This window comes from Salinicoccus siamensis, assembly GCF_042429615.1.
Lineage (GTDB): Bacteria > Bacillota > Bacilli > Staphylococcales > Salinicoccaceae > Salinicoccus > Salinicoccus siamensis.
The window spans coordinates 24,735-41,757 of sequence record NZ_JBHMAH010000006.1 but is presented as its reverse complement, the minus strand read 5'-3'; the positions used below and the strand labels follow the sequence as shown (position 1 = coordinate 41,757).

The window sequence follows — 17,023 nt, the reverse complement described above, 5'->3', positions numbered from 1 at the left end:
ATCAAGGGGTTTTTACTTAACTTATATTATTGTTCTTCCTTAACATATGGAAGCAATGCCATATGACGTGCGCGTTTGATTGCTTTTGTAAGCTGGCGCTGATACTTCGCAGAAGTACCTGTTACACGTCTTGGAAGAATTTTACCACGTTCTGAAATGAACTTTTTAAGGAGATCTACTTCTTTATAGTCAATGTGTGTAATTCCATTAGCTGTGAAATAGCAAACCTTTTTACGACGGCGACCGCCTCTTCTTGGACCTGCCATGATTTTTTCCTCCTCTACAGATTGAATGGATGACGCAGCAGTGTGTGGCTACCGCATTCATGAATTCACATCTATAATTTCGTTATTTCCTGATGAACGTGTGTAAGTGTATGTGCATGCTATATTGTACACACAATTGTTTCTTATGTCAATTGGTGGATTATATCATTTGACGAATATAATTACACGATTATGGGACGGGACGATTCACCGATTTCTGACCCTGACAAAATACATCATGATGAAAGAGATGATGACGATTGTAATGACCCACATCCATGCCAGCGTCATCTTCCCTGAATCGAGGGCGATGTATATTGCTGTCGGCACTGTCTGTGTACGCCCTGGGATGTTTCCTGCAAACATCAAGGTGGCGCCGAATTCACCCAAGGCCCTGGCAAAACTCAGTACGCCGCCTGCAAAAAGTGCTTTTGAAGCGAGTGGAACCGAAATATGGAAAAAGGTCTGGAAACGGCCCGCACCATCCACCTTAGCCGCTTCTTCTATATCATGATCCACATTCTCAAAACCAGCCTTTGCCGATTGGTACATGAGTGGAAACGCCACTACTGCACTGGCGATGACAGCAGCATACCAAGTAAAGATGACAGGCTGATCAAACAGCCAAATTATCCATGATCCGAGCAGCGCATCATTGCCAAAAATGACAATCAACAAAAAGCCAACGACTGTCGGCGGTAGCACGAGCGGCAACATGATGAGCGTTTCAATGATGGATTGTCCGGGAAGCGTGCGTGATGTCATCCACTTTGCCATAAGGGTGCCTGAAATGACTACTATGATAAAAGCAATCAGCGATACCCTTATAGAGAGTCTGATGGGATCGAAAAATGCCTCCCATGTTATGCTATTTAATAGTGAATCCATAGCTTTCAAACACCTTCAATGCTGCATCCGTCTGGAGAAATTCATAAAATTCCACTGCAGCTTCATAATTTGGGGCCTCTTTCAGGACACCAGCGGGATATTCTATCGTCGTGTGAGAAACAGCAGGGAATTCATGCACGATTTCCACCTCATCACTCACCAATGCATCGGTCCGGTAGACGATGCCAGCTGCCACATTACCTGTCTCTACATAAGATAACACTTGTTTGACATCTTTTGCATAGACGATATTATTTTCAACATCTTTAAGGATATCCATGCTCCTCAAGGCTTCTTCAGCATAACGGCCGGCTGGCACGGAATCCGGGGTGCCGATGGAGATCCTGCCCACCTGATCGAGGGAACTGATCGATACTTCTTCCCCTTCTGCAGGTACGACCAATACCAGAGAGTTTCCGAGCAATACCGTCTTGTTCTGTTCATCGATTTTACCCTCGTCCGTTAACAGCTGAAATTTATCCGACGCCGCCGAGATGAATAGATCTGCAGGCGCCCCTTTGGAAATCTGTTGCTGCAATGTCCCTGACCCACCGAAGTTGAATGAGATTTCAACGTCAGGATGTTGGTTCCCATAAAGTTTTTCCAGTTCTTCCATCGGAGCACTGAGACTCGCTGCCACTGAAATAGTAAGCGTGGTTTGAGACTTCTCCCCCCCACTACATGCGGCTGATAGAATTACAATCATGATGATCAAGACAAAAAAACGACGGCCCATAGAAAATCTCCTATCCTGACATATCCTTACTTGCCATTATAACCATTTATGATTGTGTATAGAATGCCCTACTCGGCAATATTGTGAAATAAAAAAGGCATCCCGGATTTCCGGAATGCCCCACGTATAGAATCCACACTATATTCTATACACACACACACTTCTCACACGTTAATCAGTCACCCGTTGAATCGGGCACTTTTTAGAATGGTAGGTCATCATCACTGATGTCGACCGGGCCATCTGCATTGGCAAATGGATTTTCCTCAACCGAATCCTGACGGGAACGTTGAGCAGGTCTTGAACCAGTGGACTGATTTCCATACGCATTCTGATAGCTGTCTGCTGAGTTATTATTTTGTTGATTACTGCCTTGCCCTTTAGGTTCCAGGAACTGTACACTATCACACACTACTTCAGTCACATATACTCTCTGTCCTTCCTTATTCTCATAGGAACGGCTCTGCAACCTGCCGTCAACTCCTGCTAGGCTGCCTTTTTTAAGATACTGGTTGACGTTTTCTGCTTGCTTACGGAAAACGACGCAGTTTATGAAATCAGCGCCACGCTCGCCATTCGCATTTGTGAATGGGCGGTTGACTGCTAAAGTAAAGGTTGCTACAGAGATATTATTCTGACTGACTTTCAGTTCAGGGTCTTTTGTAAGACGCCCGACCAGTACAACACGGTTCAGCATGTAATCAACTCCATTGTATTATTACTTTTTTTCTGCTTGTTCGTCGCGGACAATGATATGACGGATGATATCATTGTTGATTTTGGCCAAACGTTCGAATTCATCTGTTGCTTCCACATCTGCATTTACTTTGATGATGTGGTAAAGCCCTTCAGTGAAATCTTCGATCTCATATTCGAGACGACGTTTACCCCACTCTTTTGATTCGACGATTTCCGCACCTTGTGAAGTCAAAACGTTATCAAAACGCTCAACAAGCGCTTGTTTCGCATCATCTTCAATGTTCGGGCGGATCACATATAGAATTTCATATGCTTTCATCTTCTACACCTCCTTATGGTCTTTAGCGGCCTATTTCCTTGGAAATAGGCAAGGAATAATTTTCATTACTCACAATCTGAAATTATACCAGTCATCGACTCATTTTACAATCTTTTTAAACGTTAAATCTGAAATGGACGACGTCGCCATCCTTCATGATGTACTCTTTACCTTCCAGGCGCACTCTGCCCGCTTCCTTGGCCTTTGCCATATTGCCGTTTTCGACAAGGTCATCATAGCTTACCGTCTCCGCACGGATGAAGCCTTTTTGGAAATCGGTGTGGATGATGCCTGCACATTCCGGTGCAGACATTCCCTCCCTGAATGTCCAGGCGCGCACTTCTTCGACTCCAGCCGTGAAATACGTAGCCAGCCCAAGCAGGTCATAAGTTGCTTTAATGAGCTTATCCAGACCGGATTCCTCTATGCCCAATTCCTCCAGGAACATCTCTTTCTCGTCTTCCTCAAGTACCGCTATCTCCTCTTCCACCTTCGCTGAGATGACGATGACTTCAGACCCTTCCCTACTTGCGTATTCACGGATTTTTTTCAGGTTATCATTCTCTTCCAGTCCACCAAGATCCTCTTCGGAGACATTGGCGACGTAGAGCATCGGCTTTTGTGTCAGAAGGTGGAGCGTCTTGACCATTTGCGCCTCTTCTTCCGTAAAATCCAATGCACGGACCGGCTGGTCATTCTCCAATCCTTCTTTGATCTTGCTCAGAAGATCGCGCTCTGCCATCGCATCCTTGTCTTTTTGACGGGCCATCTTCTCCAGTCTTGGCAGTCTTTTCTCTATACTTTCAAGATCTGCAAATATGAGCTCCATATTGATGATTTCAATATCATCGATCGGATCCACTTTTCCGGACACATGGGTGACATTATCGTCATCGAATGCCCGCACCACCTGACAGATGGCATCCACTTCGCGGATATGGGCCAAGAATTTGTTGCCGAGGCCTTCGCCTTTTGAAGCCCCTTTTACTATCCCTGCAATATCCGTAAACTCGAATGCTGTCGGAACAGTCTTTTTAGGTTCGACCATTTCCGTCAAAACGTTCAATCTTTCATCTGGTACTTCCACGATGCCGACATTGGGATCGATTGTAGCGAATGGATAGTTTGCCGCGAGTGCACCTGCTTTAGTTATTGCGTTGAATAATGTGGATTTGCCGACATTCGGCAATCCGACTATACCTGCTGTCAGAGCCATCTGATATCACCTTTACGATTCATATTTTTTTCTTACCATTTTCATTCTCTTCTCGAAGTCGCGGCGCGTCATCATGATGACCCGTCCGCATTCATTGCATTTGATTTTTATATCTGCACCCATCCGCGTAATAGAAAAGAGTCTACTGCCGCAGGGGTGCGGTTTCTTCATTTCAACGATATCATTCAGATCATAATTCTTTGCCATACCTGTCACCTTCATCTTTAGCCATTTTACCATCATAATCCTGTATGTCCATTTTAGGTACTGAAATGTAGATGCCTTTACTTTCGAGATGATTTTTGAGCGACTTCCTCACACGTCGCGTCACACCGAAATGTTCCATAGGCTGGGTCTCAAGCATTACACGTATAATCGCTTCACCGCTCTCTATGCCTTGTAGACCTAACAATTCTGGCTGGGCCACAAGCATTTCTTCTTCCTCCCAATGCTCGGCAAAATATGTCTCAAGTATTCGTTCCACCCGATCGAGATCTTCTGAAACGGATACATTGATATCGAGCATCGATATCGCATTATATCTAGAAAAATTCACAACTTCATTGATGGTACTGTTCGGCAGGTTGATGAGTTCACCTTCCCAGCCTTGAATCCTCGTGGCACGCAGTCCGAGAGAAATGACTTCTCCCTCCGCAACAGTCGTGCCTGATGTATTCACCCGTACGAAGTCGCCTTTATCGAACTGATTCTCCAAGAGGATGAAGAAGCCGGTTATCATATCCTTCACCAAACTCTGCGCCCCAAAACCTATGGCGAGACCAACGACTCCGGCACCGGCAAGGAGGGTGCGCACCGGAAGGTTGAACGTTTCAAATATCATCATGACAATGACGAACCATATGAAGACGGTTGCTACATTCTCCAATACGTTGATCAATGTCTGGTTGCGTTTTTCATTGCCCTTCAAGCGGGATTTTGACTTCACTTTAAAAAAGTTTTCAATTGTCCGATTGATGATTCTGATCAGAATCATTGCTACGATAACTAGAACGATCGACCAAATGACCTTCGAAGCGAGATCCGTCCATATATCTGGATCTTTGATTGTTGCCATGATTTCTTCGATGAATGTGAGTGGATCTTTTTCTGTTGTTGTCATCAATATATTGCCGAACACTGTTTCCACCTTCACTTTCTTTTTTTATTTTTTCTCTAAAAGTGCGATGATCCTTCTGTATTCTTCTTCATTTTTAAACTCGAATGAAATCGTCCCTTTTTTGCGGGATTTCTTGATTTCCACCGTGGTACCAAAGCGTTCCTTCAAGGAATTCTCCTGTTTCTCGATGAAACGCGGCTTACTGTTTTCTCTTTTTTGCTTTACGGGCTTTCGTTGAAGACTTTTTACGTAGGATTCAAGTGCCCGCACACTCATCTTCTCTTTGACGGCATGATGCGCTGCCTGTTCCATCTGCAAAGCGTCGTTCAGAGCAAGCAGTGTCCGACCATGCGCACCTGAGAGTTTTTCATCATTGATCAACATCTTCACTGTATGCGGAAGGTTGAGCAGCCGCAACATATTTGCTATGTAGGGTCTTGACCTCCCCAGTCTTTCGGCCACTGCATTTTGGGTGATGTCGAGGGCTGTCATCAGTTCCCTGTAGCTCATAGCTTCTTCCAAGGGATTCAAATTTTCTCGCTGCAGATTTTCTATGATGGCAAGTTCCATCATCTCCGCGTCCGTCATCTCTTTAACTATTGCCGGAATCGTTTCCCGGCCAAGCATTCGACTGGCTCGATAACGCCGTTCTCCAGCGACGATATCATATCCTTTGATGGATTTCCTGAGTATGATTGGTTGTATTACGCCATGCGACCTGATGGAATCCGCCAGCTCACTTAATTTCTCTTCATCGAATTCCATGCGAGGCTGATAAGGGTTACGTCTGATATCGGAAATCTTGATTTCTTCCATTTTCATTTCGCCCCCGTAATCTAAAAAAAATTGTTGCTGTCCGACACACTTGCTTATATGTCACAGTCACTGAATGATGAAGTTCCCGTCCAGGATGCCTCTCACTCGGATGTGATAATTAAAACGTGAGAAAGACACCCACATATGTGAGTGTCTATTTATATATTCTGATTGTCATCTCTTTAAAATCGGCAGTATCAGAAGTTTCGCAGGAAACATCCACTCCCTTATTCTTAAGGCGTTCCACTTCACGGTTCAGGCCATTGAGGGCGAATGAGGCATCCTGATTGAAGTCCATCTCATCATTAGCCGGCTGAATCTTCTTTTTCACCGCCATTTCAGTATCTTTTACGGTCCACTTACGGGCTCTGATGTCTTCTAGCACCTCGCCTTGCTGGTCATCTTCTAGACTCAGCAACGAGCGTGCGTGCCTCTCTGTGATTTCCTGCCTTTGGAGCGCTTCGATGACTGGTTCGGACAGTTTCAGCAGCCTGAGCTTATTCGCAATGAAGGATTGGCTTTTGCCCAAGTTTTGAGCAAGGTTCTTCTGGGTGATCCCATCCATCTTGAGCAGTTTTTTGTAGGCTCTGGCTTCTTCTATACTGGAGAGGTTCTCCCGCTGGATATTTTCAATCAGGGCGATTGCTGCAGACTCAGTATCCGTCAAATATTTGACGATCACTTCCGCCTCTTCACGGTTCAGCATCTTCAGTGCCCGAAATCTGCGCTCCCCTGCAATGATTTCATACATACCTTCTTCGATTGGGCGTACGGTTATCGGCTGCAGCAGCCCATGTTCTTCAATGGAGTCAGCCAGTTCCCGTATTCTATCCCGATCGAATTCAGTCCGCGGTTGATACCGGTTCGGGACAATATTTTCCATAGGCAGATGTTGGAGTGAGACCTCCTCCTGCTGGTTTTCACTTTTATCCATCAGACCGAAAAGTCTTGAAAATGGTTTTTTCACACATGTCACCTGCCTATTTCTTTAATGGAGATTTATTTGGAGTCCCTGGTTTACGGGGATATTTCCTGGGTGATTTCCTCTTTTTCTTGATGTCGATGATATAACGCTCACTGTCTTCTTCAGGCAGCGTGAAATTATGGGTTTCCATAATTTCACCCCCCAGCAGCTCTAACGCAAAATCGCTGTCCTCGAGCTCTTCCATCCCTTTTTTACCTTTAAGGACCAGGAAATGCCCACCTGTTCTGACAAGGGGCAGACACAATTCTGCAAGGACGTTCAGCTGGGCTACAGCCCGGGCAGTCACAATATCGAACATATGGCGCTGAGAGCCTTGGCCGAACGTTTCCGCCCGGTCATGGACCAGGTGAATCTTATCAAGTTCGAGCTCTGCAGTCAGTTCATTCAAAAAGATGATGCGTTTATTCAAAGAATCCACGATGGTCACCTTTAAGTCTGGTCTGACTATCTTTAGCGGGATGCTTGGAAATCCTGCACCTGCCCCCACATCACATATACTTGCCTCTTCAGCTATGGTGATATGGAACAGAGGGGTCAATGAATCATAGAAGTGCTTCAGATATACCCCTGCTTCATCCGTCACTGCAGTCAGGTTCACCTTATCATTCCATTCGACCAGCATATTGAAATACCTTCTGAACTGGTTGATCTGGACATCGCTCAACTCTATGCCTTGTTGTTTCAATGCATCTATGAATTCCCGCTCGTTCATGCGTGCACCCGCTTGATGTTGCCTTGTTCTATATAGACGAGCAGAATCGAAATATCCGCCGGGTTGACTCCTGAAATTCTCGACGCCTGAGCGATATCGAGCGGTTTGACCGTCTTCAGTTTATGGCGCGCTTCAGTGGCCAGGGAGTGTATCGCGTCATAGTCGATATCAGCAGGTATCTTTTTCTTCTCCATTCGTTTCACTTTATCCACCTGCATAAGCGATTTCTTGATGTAGCCGTCATATTTCAGCTGTATCTCAACCTGTTCATATTCTTCCTGGCTGATTGAATGCGCTTCTCCAAGAATCTCCATGATGGATGCATAATCCATCTCAGGACGCCTCAGCAGATCGACGGCGAGGATGCCGTCTTTCAAAGGTGTGCCGCCTCTTTTTTCAATAACAGATTGCGTGTGTGCATTCGGTTTTATCCTGATGTTCTTCAAACGTTCCAGTTCATCTTCTATATTCTGCTTCTTCTCCTTGAAGACCGCGTATCTCTCATCTGAAATCAGGCCGATGTCATGACCGATTTCAGTCAGGCGCATATCCGCGTTATCATGCCTCAACAAAAGACGGTGCTCTGCACGCGAAGTCAGCAGTCTATACGGTTCATTCGTGCCCTTCGTCACAAGGTCGTCGATCAGTACGCCGATGTAGGCGTCAGAACGGCTCAGCACCAATTCTTCTTCACCGAGCAGTTTGCTTGCGGCGTTAATGCCCGCTATAAGCCCTTGGCCCGCCGCTTCTTCATAACCGCTTGTACCGTTTATCTGTCCTGCCGTGTAGAGGTTTTTGATTTTCTTCGTCTCAAGTGTCGGCCATAATTGCGTCGGCACAAGCGCATCGTATTCGATGGCATAGCCGGCACGCATCATTCTGGCGTTTTCAAGTCCTGGTACGGACGACAGCATTTCGCGCTGGACATTCTCGGGCATGCTTGTGGAAAGTCCCTGCACATAGACCTCTTTCGTAGAACGGCCTTCTGGTTCGAGGAATATCTGATGACGTGGCTTATCGTTGAAGCGTACCACTTTGTCCTCTATGGATGGACAGTAGCGTGGGCCAGTACCCTTCACCATTCCGGAATACATTGCGGAAAGATGAAGATTGTCGTTGATGATGAGATGGGTATCCTCCGATGTATAAGTCAACCAGCACGGCAGCTGGTCCATGATGAACTCGGTCGTGTCGAAACTGAAGGCGCGGGGAACATCGTCCCCAGGCTGTATTTCCGTTTTGGAGTAGTCGATGGAATCCGAGTTGACGCGTGGCGGTGTACCGGTTTTAAATCGTACAATTTCAAATCCAAGGTCCTTCAACTGGTCTGCAAGCGGAATTGACGGCATCTGGTGGTTGGGGCCACTGGAATATTTCAAGTCCCCGAGAATGATTTCGCCGCGCAGGAAGGTGCCGGTCGTCACGATGACCGAATCTGCATCGTAGACTGTACCGATATTTGTCCTGACCCCTTTTACAACATCATCTTCAACGATGATCTCGTCCACCATTCCTTGCAGGATGTCGAGGTTCGGCTCGTTTTCCAGCACTTGTTTCATCTCTTGCTGATAGAGCACTTTGTCCGCCTGTGCGCGTAGCGCCCGGACGGCTGGCCCCTTGCCTGTATTCAACATGCGCATCTGTATATGGGTTTTGTCGATCACTTTGGCCATCTGACCACCCAGTGCATCCACTTCTCGGACGACGATCCCTTTTGCCGGTCCACCAACTGAAGGGTTGCATGGCATGAAAGCGATGCTATCCAAGTTGATGGTCAGCATCAGCGTACGCAGCCCTTTTCTGGCAGAAGCGAGCCCCGCTTCTACACCTGCATGGCCTGCACCGATGACGACAACATCATATTTCACATTATGTGGCATAATTTTCCTCCTTTTATTTTCCAAGACAGAACTGGCTGAAGAGCTGGTCGATCAGCTGCTCGCTGACATCTTCCCCGATAACTTCTCCAAGCAGTTCCCACGTTTTGACGAGATCGATCTGGACAATATCGATCGGCACATCCATGTCTGCCGATTCTATCGCATCCGAAATGACAGCCTTCGCCTGTTCAAGCAGATGGATATGACGGTTATTCGATACATAGGTGGAATCAGCCGACTGAATATCACCTTCGAAGAATAAAGTGGCAATCCTATCTTCCAAATCATCCACTCCGGTGCCTTCGACGATTGATGTTCTGACGATCGGCATCTCGGGATACCTGGAGTGAAGGGTGCTCGTGTCAAGTTTCGCTTCCAGATCCAGCTTGTTCACGATGATGATGACGTTCTGGTCTGCCAAGGAATCCAATATTTCGAGATCCTCTGCAGTCAAAGGTTCGTTGTTGTTCAATACATAAAGGATCAGTTCTGCTTCCTTCAGAGCCTGTCTGCTGCGTTCGACCCCGATTTTTTCGACGATATCATCCGTATCGCGGATTCCTGCCGTATCAATCAGTTTGAGCGGAATACCGTTGACATTGACGTATTCTTCCAATATATCCCGGGTGGTCCCGGCCACTTCCGTAACAATCGCCTTATTGTCCTGGATGAGATAATTCAGCAGGGAACTCTTCCCGACGTTCGGCTTGCCGACAATGGCAGTGCTGAGCCCTTCCCTCAATATCTTGCCCTGAGCGCTGGTCTTCAGCAACTTCTCAATTTCCGCTTCTATTTTGGCGGATTCTTCTTTCAAGAAGGCAGTTGTCGCCTCTTCCACATCATCGTATTCAGGATAGTCGATGTTCACTTCGACCTGGGCCAGAACCGTAAGGATCCTCTGACGCAATCCTTCTATATAGGTTTTCAGCCTGCCCTGCATCTGCTGATTGGCCACTTTTGACGCTTCAGTCGTCTTCGAGCGGATGAAGTCCATCACACCCTCGGCCTGGGACAGGTCGATACGTCCATTCAGGAAGGCACGTTTAGTGAATTCGCCAGGCTCGGCCATTCTGGAGCCGTTCTTCAAAGTCAGTTGCAGGACACGATTGACGGTGTGTATGCCGCCATGGCAATTGATCTCTACAATATCTTCACGTGTATAGGTGCGGGGAGCCCTCATAACAGCGACCATCACTTCTTCAACCGTCTCATTCGTATCTGGATCTACTATATGACCATAATTGATTGTATGGGACGCGACTTCATCCAACTTTTTCGCACCTTTATAGAGGTGATCTGCGATTTCAACTGCATCCGCCCCCGACAGACGCACGATTGCGATTGCACCTTCACCAACCGGAGTCGATATGCTGGATATGGTTTCTAATTGCATGATGCAATGCTCCTTTACTTCTTTTCTATAACAATGTAACGCCTCGGCTCAGTGCCTTCGGAATACGTATTGATTTCCTTCTCCTGGCTCAAGACGTTATGCATGATTTTTCGTTCTGAGGAAGGCATCGGTTCCAGCCGGACCGGCTGTCCGCTGCGCAATGCCTTTTTTGACATGTTCACAGCCAGATTCTCCAAGGTTTCACGGCGTTTTTCCCTATAGCCTTCAACGTCCACTACTATGGCCCCGTAACTTTTGTATATCGTATTGAAGAATTGTTGTGCAACCTCCTGCAGGGCATTGAGTGTATTGCCTCTTTTGCCGATGAGTTTCGCGGCCATGGGAGAAGTCAGTTCAATGGCTACTTCATTCTGTGCCACGCTCACGCTGCTCTCTGCATCGATGTTCATTTCCTTGATTACCTGCATGATGTAATCCTGCGTGAGCAAAGCAGCTTCTTCCTTAGTGCACGCCTCTTCTGTTTTTCTGTCATCTTCAGCCTGTCCTTCATCCATTTCTTCGGCAGGGACATGAGCCTCGACAGGCGATTCTTCAGATAAAGCCGTGACCTCAGTGTCTTTTGGTCCCAAGTCTCTCGCTATTAAGGATTCGATGGAACCGTACATCTTCAACTCGGGATTGATGACTGTCAATTTGATGACCGCCTCCCTCTTCCCGAAGCCAAAAAGCCCTTTCCTTCCTTCATCTTCCACATCAATCCGCACATCATCCTCAGATACCTTCAACTCTTCGAGGCCCTCAGCAATTGCGCGTGCAACAGTTTCACCCTCATAGATTTTAAACATGGTGGCAACCCCCGTCTTATTTTATGCATTTGGCGATCTTCAACACATGCACCAAGGACTTCTCCATCTCATGATAGTCCATGTTGCTCACAGGCTGTCTGGCGATGACCACATATTCCTTTGGCTCGAGCCTATCCTGGTGCTTCTGGAAAAAAACACGGATACGCCTTTTGATTTTGTTGCGTTTAACTGCATTCCCCAGGCGTTTGGAGACACTGATGCCCACCCTCATATGATTTGTTTTCGGATGATCTGACAAGTAGATGACAAATTGTCTATTGGCAAAAGACTTCCTTTTCTTGAAGACAAGTTGGAAGTCATGTTCTTTTTTTATTCGGAATCGTTTTTTCATCACTGATTACGCTCACTTACATATGATATTTTATTATACAAAATACACCTTTTTTCATAAAATAGCACGCCATATGCACAAAAAAAGATCACCTTTTAGATGATCTTGAGGATTTAGGCTGAAAGAACTTTTCTGCCTTTTCTTCTGCGACGGGCTAAAACTTTACGTCCGTTCTTTGTACTCATTCTTTTACGGAAACCGTGCACTTTGCTGTGTTTACGTTTATTTGGCTGGTAAGTACGTTTTACCATATTAAATACACCTCCATAATGCTATTGCCTGTGGATTGCTTCTAAAATTGTAACTATTAAAGAATAACAGATGGACAGTCATATTTCAATACATTTTTCACCACGGAAGGTCAGAAAGCGTGCTGGGGATAACGGTTTTGTTGATAGGGAGTGTGGATAACTTCCTTGTGGATATTTATGTCCACACACTTATTCCACAGTTATCCCCAGGTTCACACATGTTGCTAATTAACTTGTGGATAACTGTGGAGATTGTGGGTATCTTATTATAAATGTTGATATCATCTCAATTATTCGTTATAATCTTGAATATGATTTTGTGGAAAAATTGTCCTGTCAATTGTACTTGTCCACAGTCTGTGTGTAACTTGTGGATAGTTGTTCAAGACTGTGGAATACGTTATCCACACGCTGTGATTATGTGAATAGGAAAAGAGGACAGAATGTATGAGTAGTATAAAAGAAATCTGGTCAAATACGCTGAAGGGGATAAAGGGTACGATTGCCAATGCCAGCTACCAAACCTGGTTTCAGGAAACGAGCATGGTCCACCTCGACAACGAGAAGGCGGTCATCAAGGCAGATACCCAGTTCCAAAGGGACTGGCTTGAAAAGAACTACAGTGGACTGATCCAGGAGCAACTGTATGAAGTCATGGGGGAGAAACCAGAAATCCGGATCACAACCGAAGAGGAAGAAACCCCGATGCAGACTGTAACTGAGAAGAAGCCTGAGCCCGAAGTCCCAGTCCACACCCAGTTGAATGTCAACAATACTTTTGAAACATTCGTCATCGGCAACGGCAACCGTTTCAGCCATGCCGCTTCACTCGCCGTTGCCGAAGCACCGGCTAAGGCGTACAACCCATTATTCATATATGGGGGCGTCGGGCTTGGAAAAACCCATCTGATGCACGCCATCGGGCATTATGTTCTGGAGCATCGTCCAAATGCCAAAGTCGCCTACTTGTCGAGTGAAAAATTCACCAATGAATTCATCAACTCGATTCGTGACAATAAGACCGAGGAATTCAGGAACCGCTATCGCAATGTTGATGTGCTGCTGATCGACGATATACAGTTCCTTGCCGGCAAAGAGTCCACCCAAGAGGAATTCTTCCATACCTTCAACGCCCTACATGAAGACAATAAGCAGATCGTCATCTCAAGTGACCGCACACCAAAGGAAATCCCGACCTTGGAAGACCGGCTGCGATCCCGCTTTGAATGGGGACTGATCACCGACATTACACCACCTGATCTTGAAACGCGCATTGCCATATTGCGTAAAAAATGCGAAGAAGAAAAAGTTGAAATCCCAAATGAAGCGATGATCTATATCGCCAATCACATCCATACGAACATCCGTGAACTAGAAGGCGCACTGACCCGAGTAGCAGCATACTCGAAGCTCGTCAATCAGCCGTTGACGCCAGAAATGGTCTCTGAAGCTTTGAAAGATCTTGTCACTCAATCGAAGTCAAAGAAAATCACCATTTCCGATATCCAAGAGGCCGTGGCTTCATTCTATGATATCCAGATTGAAGCCTTCGAATCCAAAAAACGGACCAAATCAATTGCTTTCCCCCGTCAGATCGCTATGTATCTGGCCAGGGAGCTGACGGATTACTCCCTCCCTAAAATCGGAGAAGTTTTTGGGGGCCGTGACCACTCGACAGTCATCCACGCCCATGAGAAGATATCAAAGATGGTGAGTGAAGATGAAACCTTCAAGCAGGAACTCGAGGAAATAGAAAATAGGATCAGCTAGACCTGTGCAGAATGTGGATGGATGTTACATTCCAGCCCACAGCTTATCAACATGTGGATAACTTGCACATCAAGGGGTCATGATACTTATCCACAAACCCACAGGGCCTATTACTGTTATTACTTAAATTATTACTAAATATATATAAGGAGCCTATACTCATGAAAATCAGCATCAACCGCCAATATTTCATCGAACAGTTGAACCACTGTCTTAAAGCAATCTCTCCACGTACCACCCTACCTATCCTGAATGGCATCAAAATGGAAGTGAAAGAAGAATCACTTATATTGACAGGCAGTGATTCGGAGATTTCCATAGAAATCACCATACCGACTGAAATTGATAATGAGGAAATACTTGAAATCGAAGAACCGGGTACTGTCGTACTGTCCGGCAGATTCTTTGTGGACATCATCAAGAAATTATCTGGAGATTTTGTAGCGCTTGAAACCAATGATCAGTTCCAGACGAAGATTACTGCTTCGCAGTCCGAGTTCAATCTAAGCGGTAATGATCCAGACCAGTATCCATTGCTGCCTGAAGTGAATGATGAGGAAAGTGTCGTACTCCCTTCTGCAGTATTGAAGACGATCATCACCCAGACCAATTTTGCAGTATCATTGTCTGAAACACGTCCCGTACTGACAGGCATCAACTGGCAATTCAGTGAAGATGGCATCAAATTCACAGCTACAGACTCGCACAGGCTTGCTTTAAGGAAACTTCAGGGCGAGCAGTTCAATATGGAGAATATGAATGCAATCATCCCAGGCAAGTCGTTGACGGAACTCAACAAGATCATCACCGACTCTGATGAGGAAGTGGAAATACATTTTTCCCAAAACCAGGTACTGTTCAGCTACGGCAATATGCGTTTCATCTCCAGGTTGTTAGAAGGCAACTACCCGGATACTTCCAGACTCTTCCCGGAGAACTATGAAACGAAGGTGACAGTGAAGAACAGTGAGTTCTATCACGCCATCGACCGCGTCTCCCTACTTGCAAGGGAAGGCGGCAATAATGTCATACGCATGACGGTTGAAAACGGCAGCGTCGCACTCTCCTCCAATTCGCCGGAAGTCGGTACGGTGCACGAGGCCATCAATACCGGTAAAGTTGAAGGGGAAGATTTGAAGATATCCTTCAACTCGAAATATATGATGGATGCGCTGAAGGCCATCAACGATGACGAAGTCTCCATCGAGTTCTTCGGGACGATGCGCCCATTCACGCTGGAAGCGGCTGAATCAGATGAAGTTGTGCAGCTGATCTTGCCGATCAGGACATATTAAATTAAAGAATTATAGCTTGAAATTTGCGACTGAGGCCCAGAATTTAAAAAAACGGGCTTCTCAGTCGCCTTTTTGTTTTTATGTAGGAAAACCCTAAATGCATGATAAAACTCTCAAATCGCTTTATTTGGGCCTCTGGAGTGAAAATAAAGTTAAAATGTAGTATAATATAGAGGTGAGATTAAGGAGGATGAGTGTATGAAAAGCATCCGGTTCGATGAACTGATAACATTGGGAAAATTTCTCAAGCATGAAGGGATCATAGGCACGGGCGGAGAAGCCAAATGGTTCCTGCAGGAGAATGAAGTGCTGTTGAATGGAGAACCTGAAAACCGCAGAGGCAAAAAGCTCCATGATGGCGATACGCTGGATCTTGGCGAACACGGCCAGTTCAGGATCGAATACACCAAATGATCCTGAAGCGCCTCAATCTCGGGGATTACAGGAATTATGAAAAATTGGATCTTGTCTTCCATTCGAAATTGAATGTATTTATAGGACAAAACGCCCAAGGGAAGACGAATCTGTTGGAAGCGATCCATTTTTTGGCGTTGGCCAAGAGCCACCGCACTTCAAAAGATAAGGAGCTCATCCGTTTCGGAGAGGAAGAAGCGTACCTCAATGGACAGATTACGACTTCCTACAGCACATTCCCGCTTTCGTTGAGTGTCAGCAAAAAGGGCAAACGTGCTAAGGTGAATCATATGGAAGTCTCCAAATTGAGCGACTATATCGGACATTTGAATGTGGTCCTCTTTGCCCCGGAAGATCTGAATATCGTCAAAGGCTCCCCGCAGATCAGACGGAAGTTCATCAATATGGAATGCGGCCAGATTTCAAAGGTCTACATCAGCATGTTGAGCGGTTACCAGAAGGTACTCCTCCAAAAGAACAATTATTTGAAGAAGAGGGATGCCGACCGGGTTATGGTCGACGTATTGAATGAACAACTTGCATATTATGCAAGTTTAATTATTTTAAAAAGGCAACAGTTCGTGGAGACGATCGAGAAGCATGCCCGGAGGATTCATGGAGATATATCGAACGGTCGGGAAGTGCTCTCTGTGGAATATAAGCCGAACGTCAAGTATCAGGAGACGGAAAGGGAAGCGCTGGAAGCAGAATTGAAGCAGATATTCACGGATATGCTTGAACGGGAAATCGAACGGGGACAGTCCCTGGTCGGTCCACACCGTGACGACATCGCTTTCTACATCAATGACTTTGATGTTCAGACCTACGGCTCCCAAGGCCAGCAGAGAACGACAGCCCTATCGGTGAAATTAGCGGAGCTTGAACTCATCAGGGAAGAAATCGGCGAGTATCCGATTCTTCTGCTCGATGATGTGCTGAGTGAGCTGGATGAAACGAGGCAATCCCATCTGTTGACTTCGATACGGGATAAGGTACAGACATTTGTCACTACAACATCAATCAGCGATATCAACCATGAGATCATGGACGATATGGAAGCGTTCGGAATAAAAGACGGCAAGGTGAAAGTTTAATGGAGGATGATAAT

General features: G+C 45.9%; 20 protein-coding genes. 4 read left to right on the top strand and 16 right to left on the bottom strand.

Annotation, left to right across the window (positions count from 1 at the left end):
* Positions 1–26 precede the first annotated feature (26 nt).
* The 16 genes from rpsR to rpmH form a co-directional block, all read right to left on the bottom strand.
* The gene (gene rpsR, locus ACFFLE_RS02900; protein ID WP_344702029.1) at positions 27–269 is read right to left on the bottom strand and encodes a 30S ribosomal protein S18; all 243 of its coding nucleotides are present in this window, start codon (positions 267–269) and stop codon (positions 27–29) included.
* A gap of 204 nt (positions 270–473) precedes the next feature.
* Positions 474–1,154, bottom strand: coding sequence for a molybdate ABC transporter permease subunit (modB, locus tag ACFFLE_RS02895; protein ID WP_380569665.1), 681 nt, complete (start codon positions 1,152–1,154; stop codon positions 474–476).
* Positions 1,135–1,890, bottom strand: a complete 756-nt coding sequence (gene modA, locus ACFFLE_RS02890) for a molybdate ABC transporter substrate-binding protein (protein WP_380569664.1) — start codon at positions 1,888–1,890, stop codon at positions 1,135–1,137. The genes modB and modA overlap by 20 nt, the downstream gene beginning before the upstream one ends.
* A 202-nt stretch (positions 1,891–2,092) precedes the next feature.
* Positions 2,093–2,587 carry a single-stranded DNA-binding protein gene (gene ssb, locus ACFFLE_RS02885; protein ID WP_380569663.1) on the bottom strand — a complete coding sequence of 165 codons (495 nt, stop codon included), beginning with the start codon at positions 2,585–2,587 and terminating at the stop codon, positions 2,093–2,095.
* Between the two features lie 21 nt (positions 2,588–2,608).
* Positions 2,609–2,908, bottom strand: coding sequence for a 30S ribosomal protein S6 (gene rpsF / locus ACFFLE_RS02880; RefSeq protein WP_344701983.1), 300 nt, complete (start codon positions 2,906–2,908; stop codon positions 2,609–2,611).
* Positions 2,909–3,023: 115 nt separating this feature from the next.
* Positions 3,024–4,124: a redox-regulated ATPase YchF gene (ychF, locus tag ACFFLE_RS02875; RefSeq protein ID WP_380569662.1), complete on the bottom strand. Its 1,101-nt coding sequence runs from the start codon at positions 4,122–4,124 to the stop codon at positions 3,024–3,026.
* A 12-nt stretch (positions 4,125–4,136) separates the two neighbouring features.
* Positions 4,137–4,331, bottom strand: a complete 195-nt coding sequence (locus ACFFLE_RS02870) for a DUF951 domain-containing protein (RefSeq protein WP_380569661.1) — start codon at positions 4,329–4,331, stop codon at positions 4,137–4,139.
* Entirely contained in the window at positions 4,315–5,262 is a 948-nt protein-coding gene (locus ACFFLE_RS02865; RefSeq protein WP_380569660.1) for a mechanosensitive ion channel family protein, read from the bottom strand. The genes ACFFLE_RS02870 and ACFFLE_RS02865 overlap by 17 nt, the downstream gene beginning before the upstream one ends.
* A 24-nt stretch (positions 5,263–5,286) precedes the next feature.
* Entirely contained in the window at positions 5,287–6,057 is a 771-nt protein-coding gene (locus tag ACFFLE_RS02860) for a ParB/RepB/Spo0J family partition protein (protein ID WP_380569659.1), read from the bottom strand.
* Between the two features lie 154 nt (positions 6,058–6,211).
* Positions 6,212–7,024, bottom strand: a complete 813-nt coding sequence (locus ACFFLE_RS02855; RefSeq protein WP_380569658.1) for a ParB/RepB/Spo0J family partition protein — start codon at positions 7,022–7,024, stop codon at positions 6,212–6,214.
* Between the two features lie 13 nt (positions 7,025–7,037).
* Positions 7,038–7,754 (bottom strand): 16S rRNA (guanine(527)-N(7))-methyltransferase RsmG, encoded by a 717-nt coding sequence (gene rsmG, locus ACFFLE_RS02850; RefSeq protein WP_380569657.1) that lies wholly within the window; start codon positions 7,752–7,754, stop codon positions 7,038–7,040.
* A complete protein-coding gene (gene mnmG / locus ACFFLE_RS02845) occupies positions 7,751–9,634 on the bottom strand; it encodes a tRNA uridine-5-carboxymethylaminomethyl(34) synthesis enzyme MnmG (protein WP_380569656.1) in 1,884 nt (627 codons plus the stop codon). Before mnmG ends, rsmG begins: the two co-directional genes overlap by 4 nt.
* Positions 9,635–9,647: 13 nt before the next feature.
* Complete coding sequence (mnmE, locus tag ACFFLE_RS02840) at positions 9,648–11,027, bottom strand: tRNA uridine-5-carboxymethylaminomethyl(34) synthesis GTPase MnmE (RefSeq protein WP_380569655.1); 1,380 nt, start codon at positions 11,025–11,027, stop codon at positions 9,648–9,650.
* Between the two features lie 14 nt (positions 11,028–11,041).
* The gene (gene jag, locus ACFFLE_RS02835; RefSeq protein ID WP_380569654.1) at positions 11,042–11,833 is read right to left on the bottom strand and encodes an RNA-binding cell elongation regulator Jag/EloR; all 792 of its coding nucleotides are present in this window, start codon (positions 11,831–11,833) and stop codon (positions 11,042–11,044) included.
* A 16-nt stretch (positions 11,834–11,849) separates the two neighbouring features.
* Entirely contained in the window at positions 11,850–12,185 is a 336-nt protein-coding gene (gene rnpA / locus ACFFLE_RS02830) for a ribonuclease P protein component (protein WP_344702027.1), read from the bottom strand.
* Positions 12,186–12,298: 113 nt separating this feature from the next.
* Positions 12,299–12,436 carry a 50S ribosomal protein L34 gene (gene rpmH / locus ACFFLE_RS02825; protein WP_000240855.1) on the bottom strand — a complete coding sequence of 46 codons (138 nt, stop codon included), beginning with the start codon at positions 12,434–12,436 and terminating at the stop codon, positions 12,299–12,301.
* Between the two features lie 447 nt (positions 12,437–12,883).
* Between rpmH and dnaA the strand changes: the two genes are divergently transcribed.
* The 4 genes from dnaA (at position 12,884) to recF (ending at position 17,009) form a co-directional block, all read left to right on the top strand.
* Complete coding sequence (dnaA, locus tag ACFFLE_RS02820; RefSeq protein WP_380569653.1) at positions 12,884–14,206, top strand: chromosomal replication initiator protein DnaA; 1,323 nt, start codon at positions 12,884–12,886, stop codon at positions 14,204–14,206.
* A 161-nt stretch (positions 14,207–14,367) separates the two neighbouring features.
* Positions 14,368–15,501, top strand: coding sequence for a DNA polymerase III subunit beta (gene dnaN / locus ACFFLE_RS02815; RefSeq protein ID WP_380569652.1), 1,134 nt, complete (start codon positions 14,368–14,370; stop codon positions 15,499–15,501).
* Between the two features lie 198 nt (positions 15,502–15,699).
* Positions 15,700–15,915 (top strand): S4 domain-containing protein YaaA, encoded by a 216-nt coding sequence (yaaA, locus tag ACFFLE_RS02810; RefSeq protein ID WP_344701958.1) that lies wholly within the window; start codon positions 15,700–15,702, stop codon positions 15,913–15,915.
* Positions 15,912–17,009, top strand: a complete 1,098-nt coding sequence (gene recF, locus ACFFLE_RS02805; protein ID WP_380569651.1) for a DNA replication/repair protein RecF — start codon at positions 15,912–15,914, stop codon at positions 17,007–17,009. Before yaaA ends, recF begins: the two co-directional genes overlap by 4 nt.
* Positions 17,010–17,023: the final 14 nt, after the last annotated feature.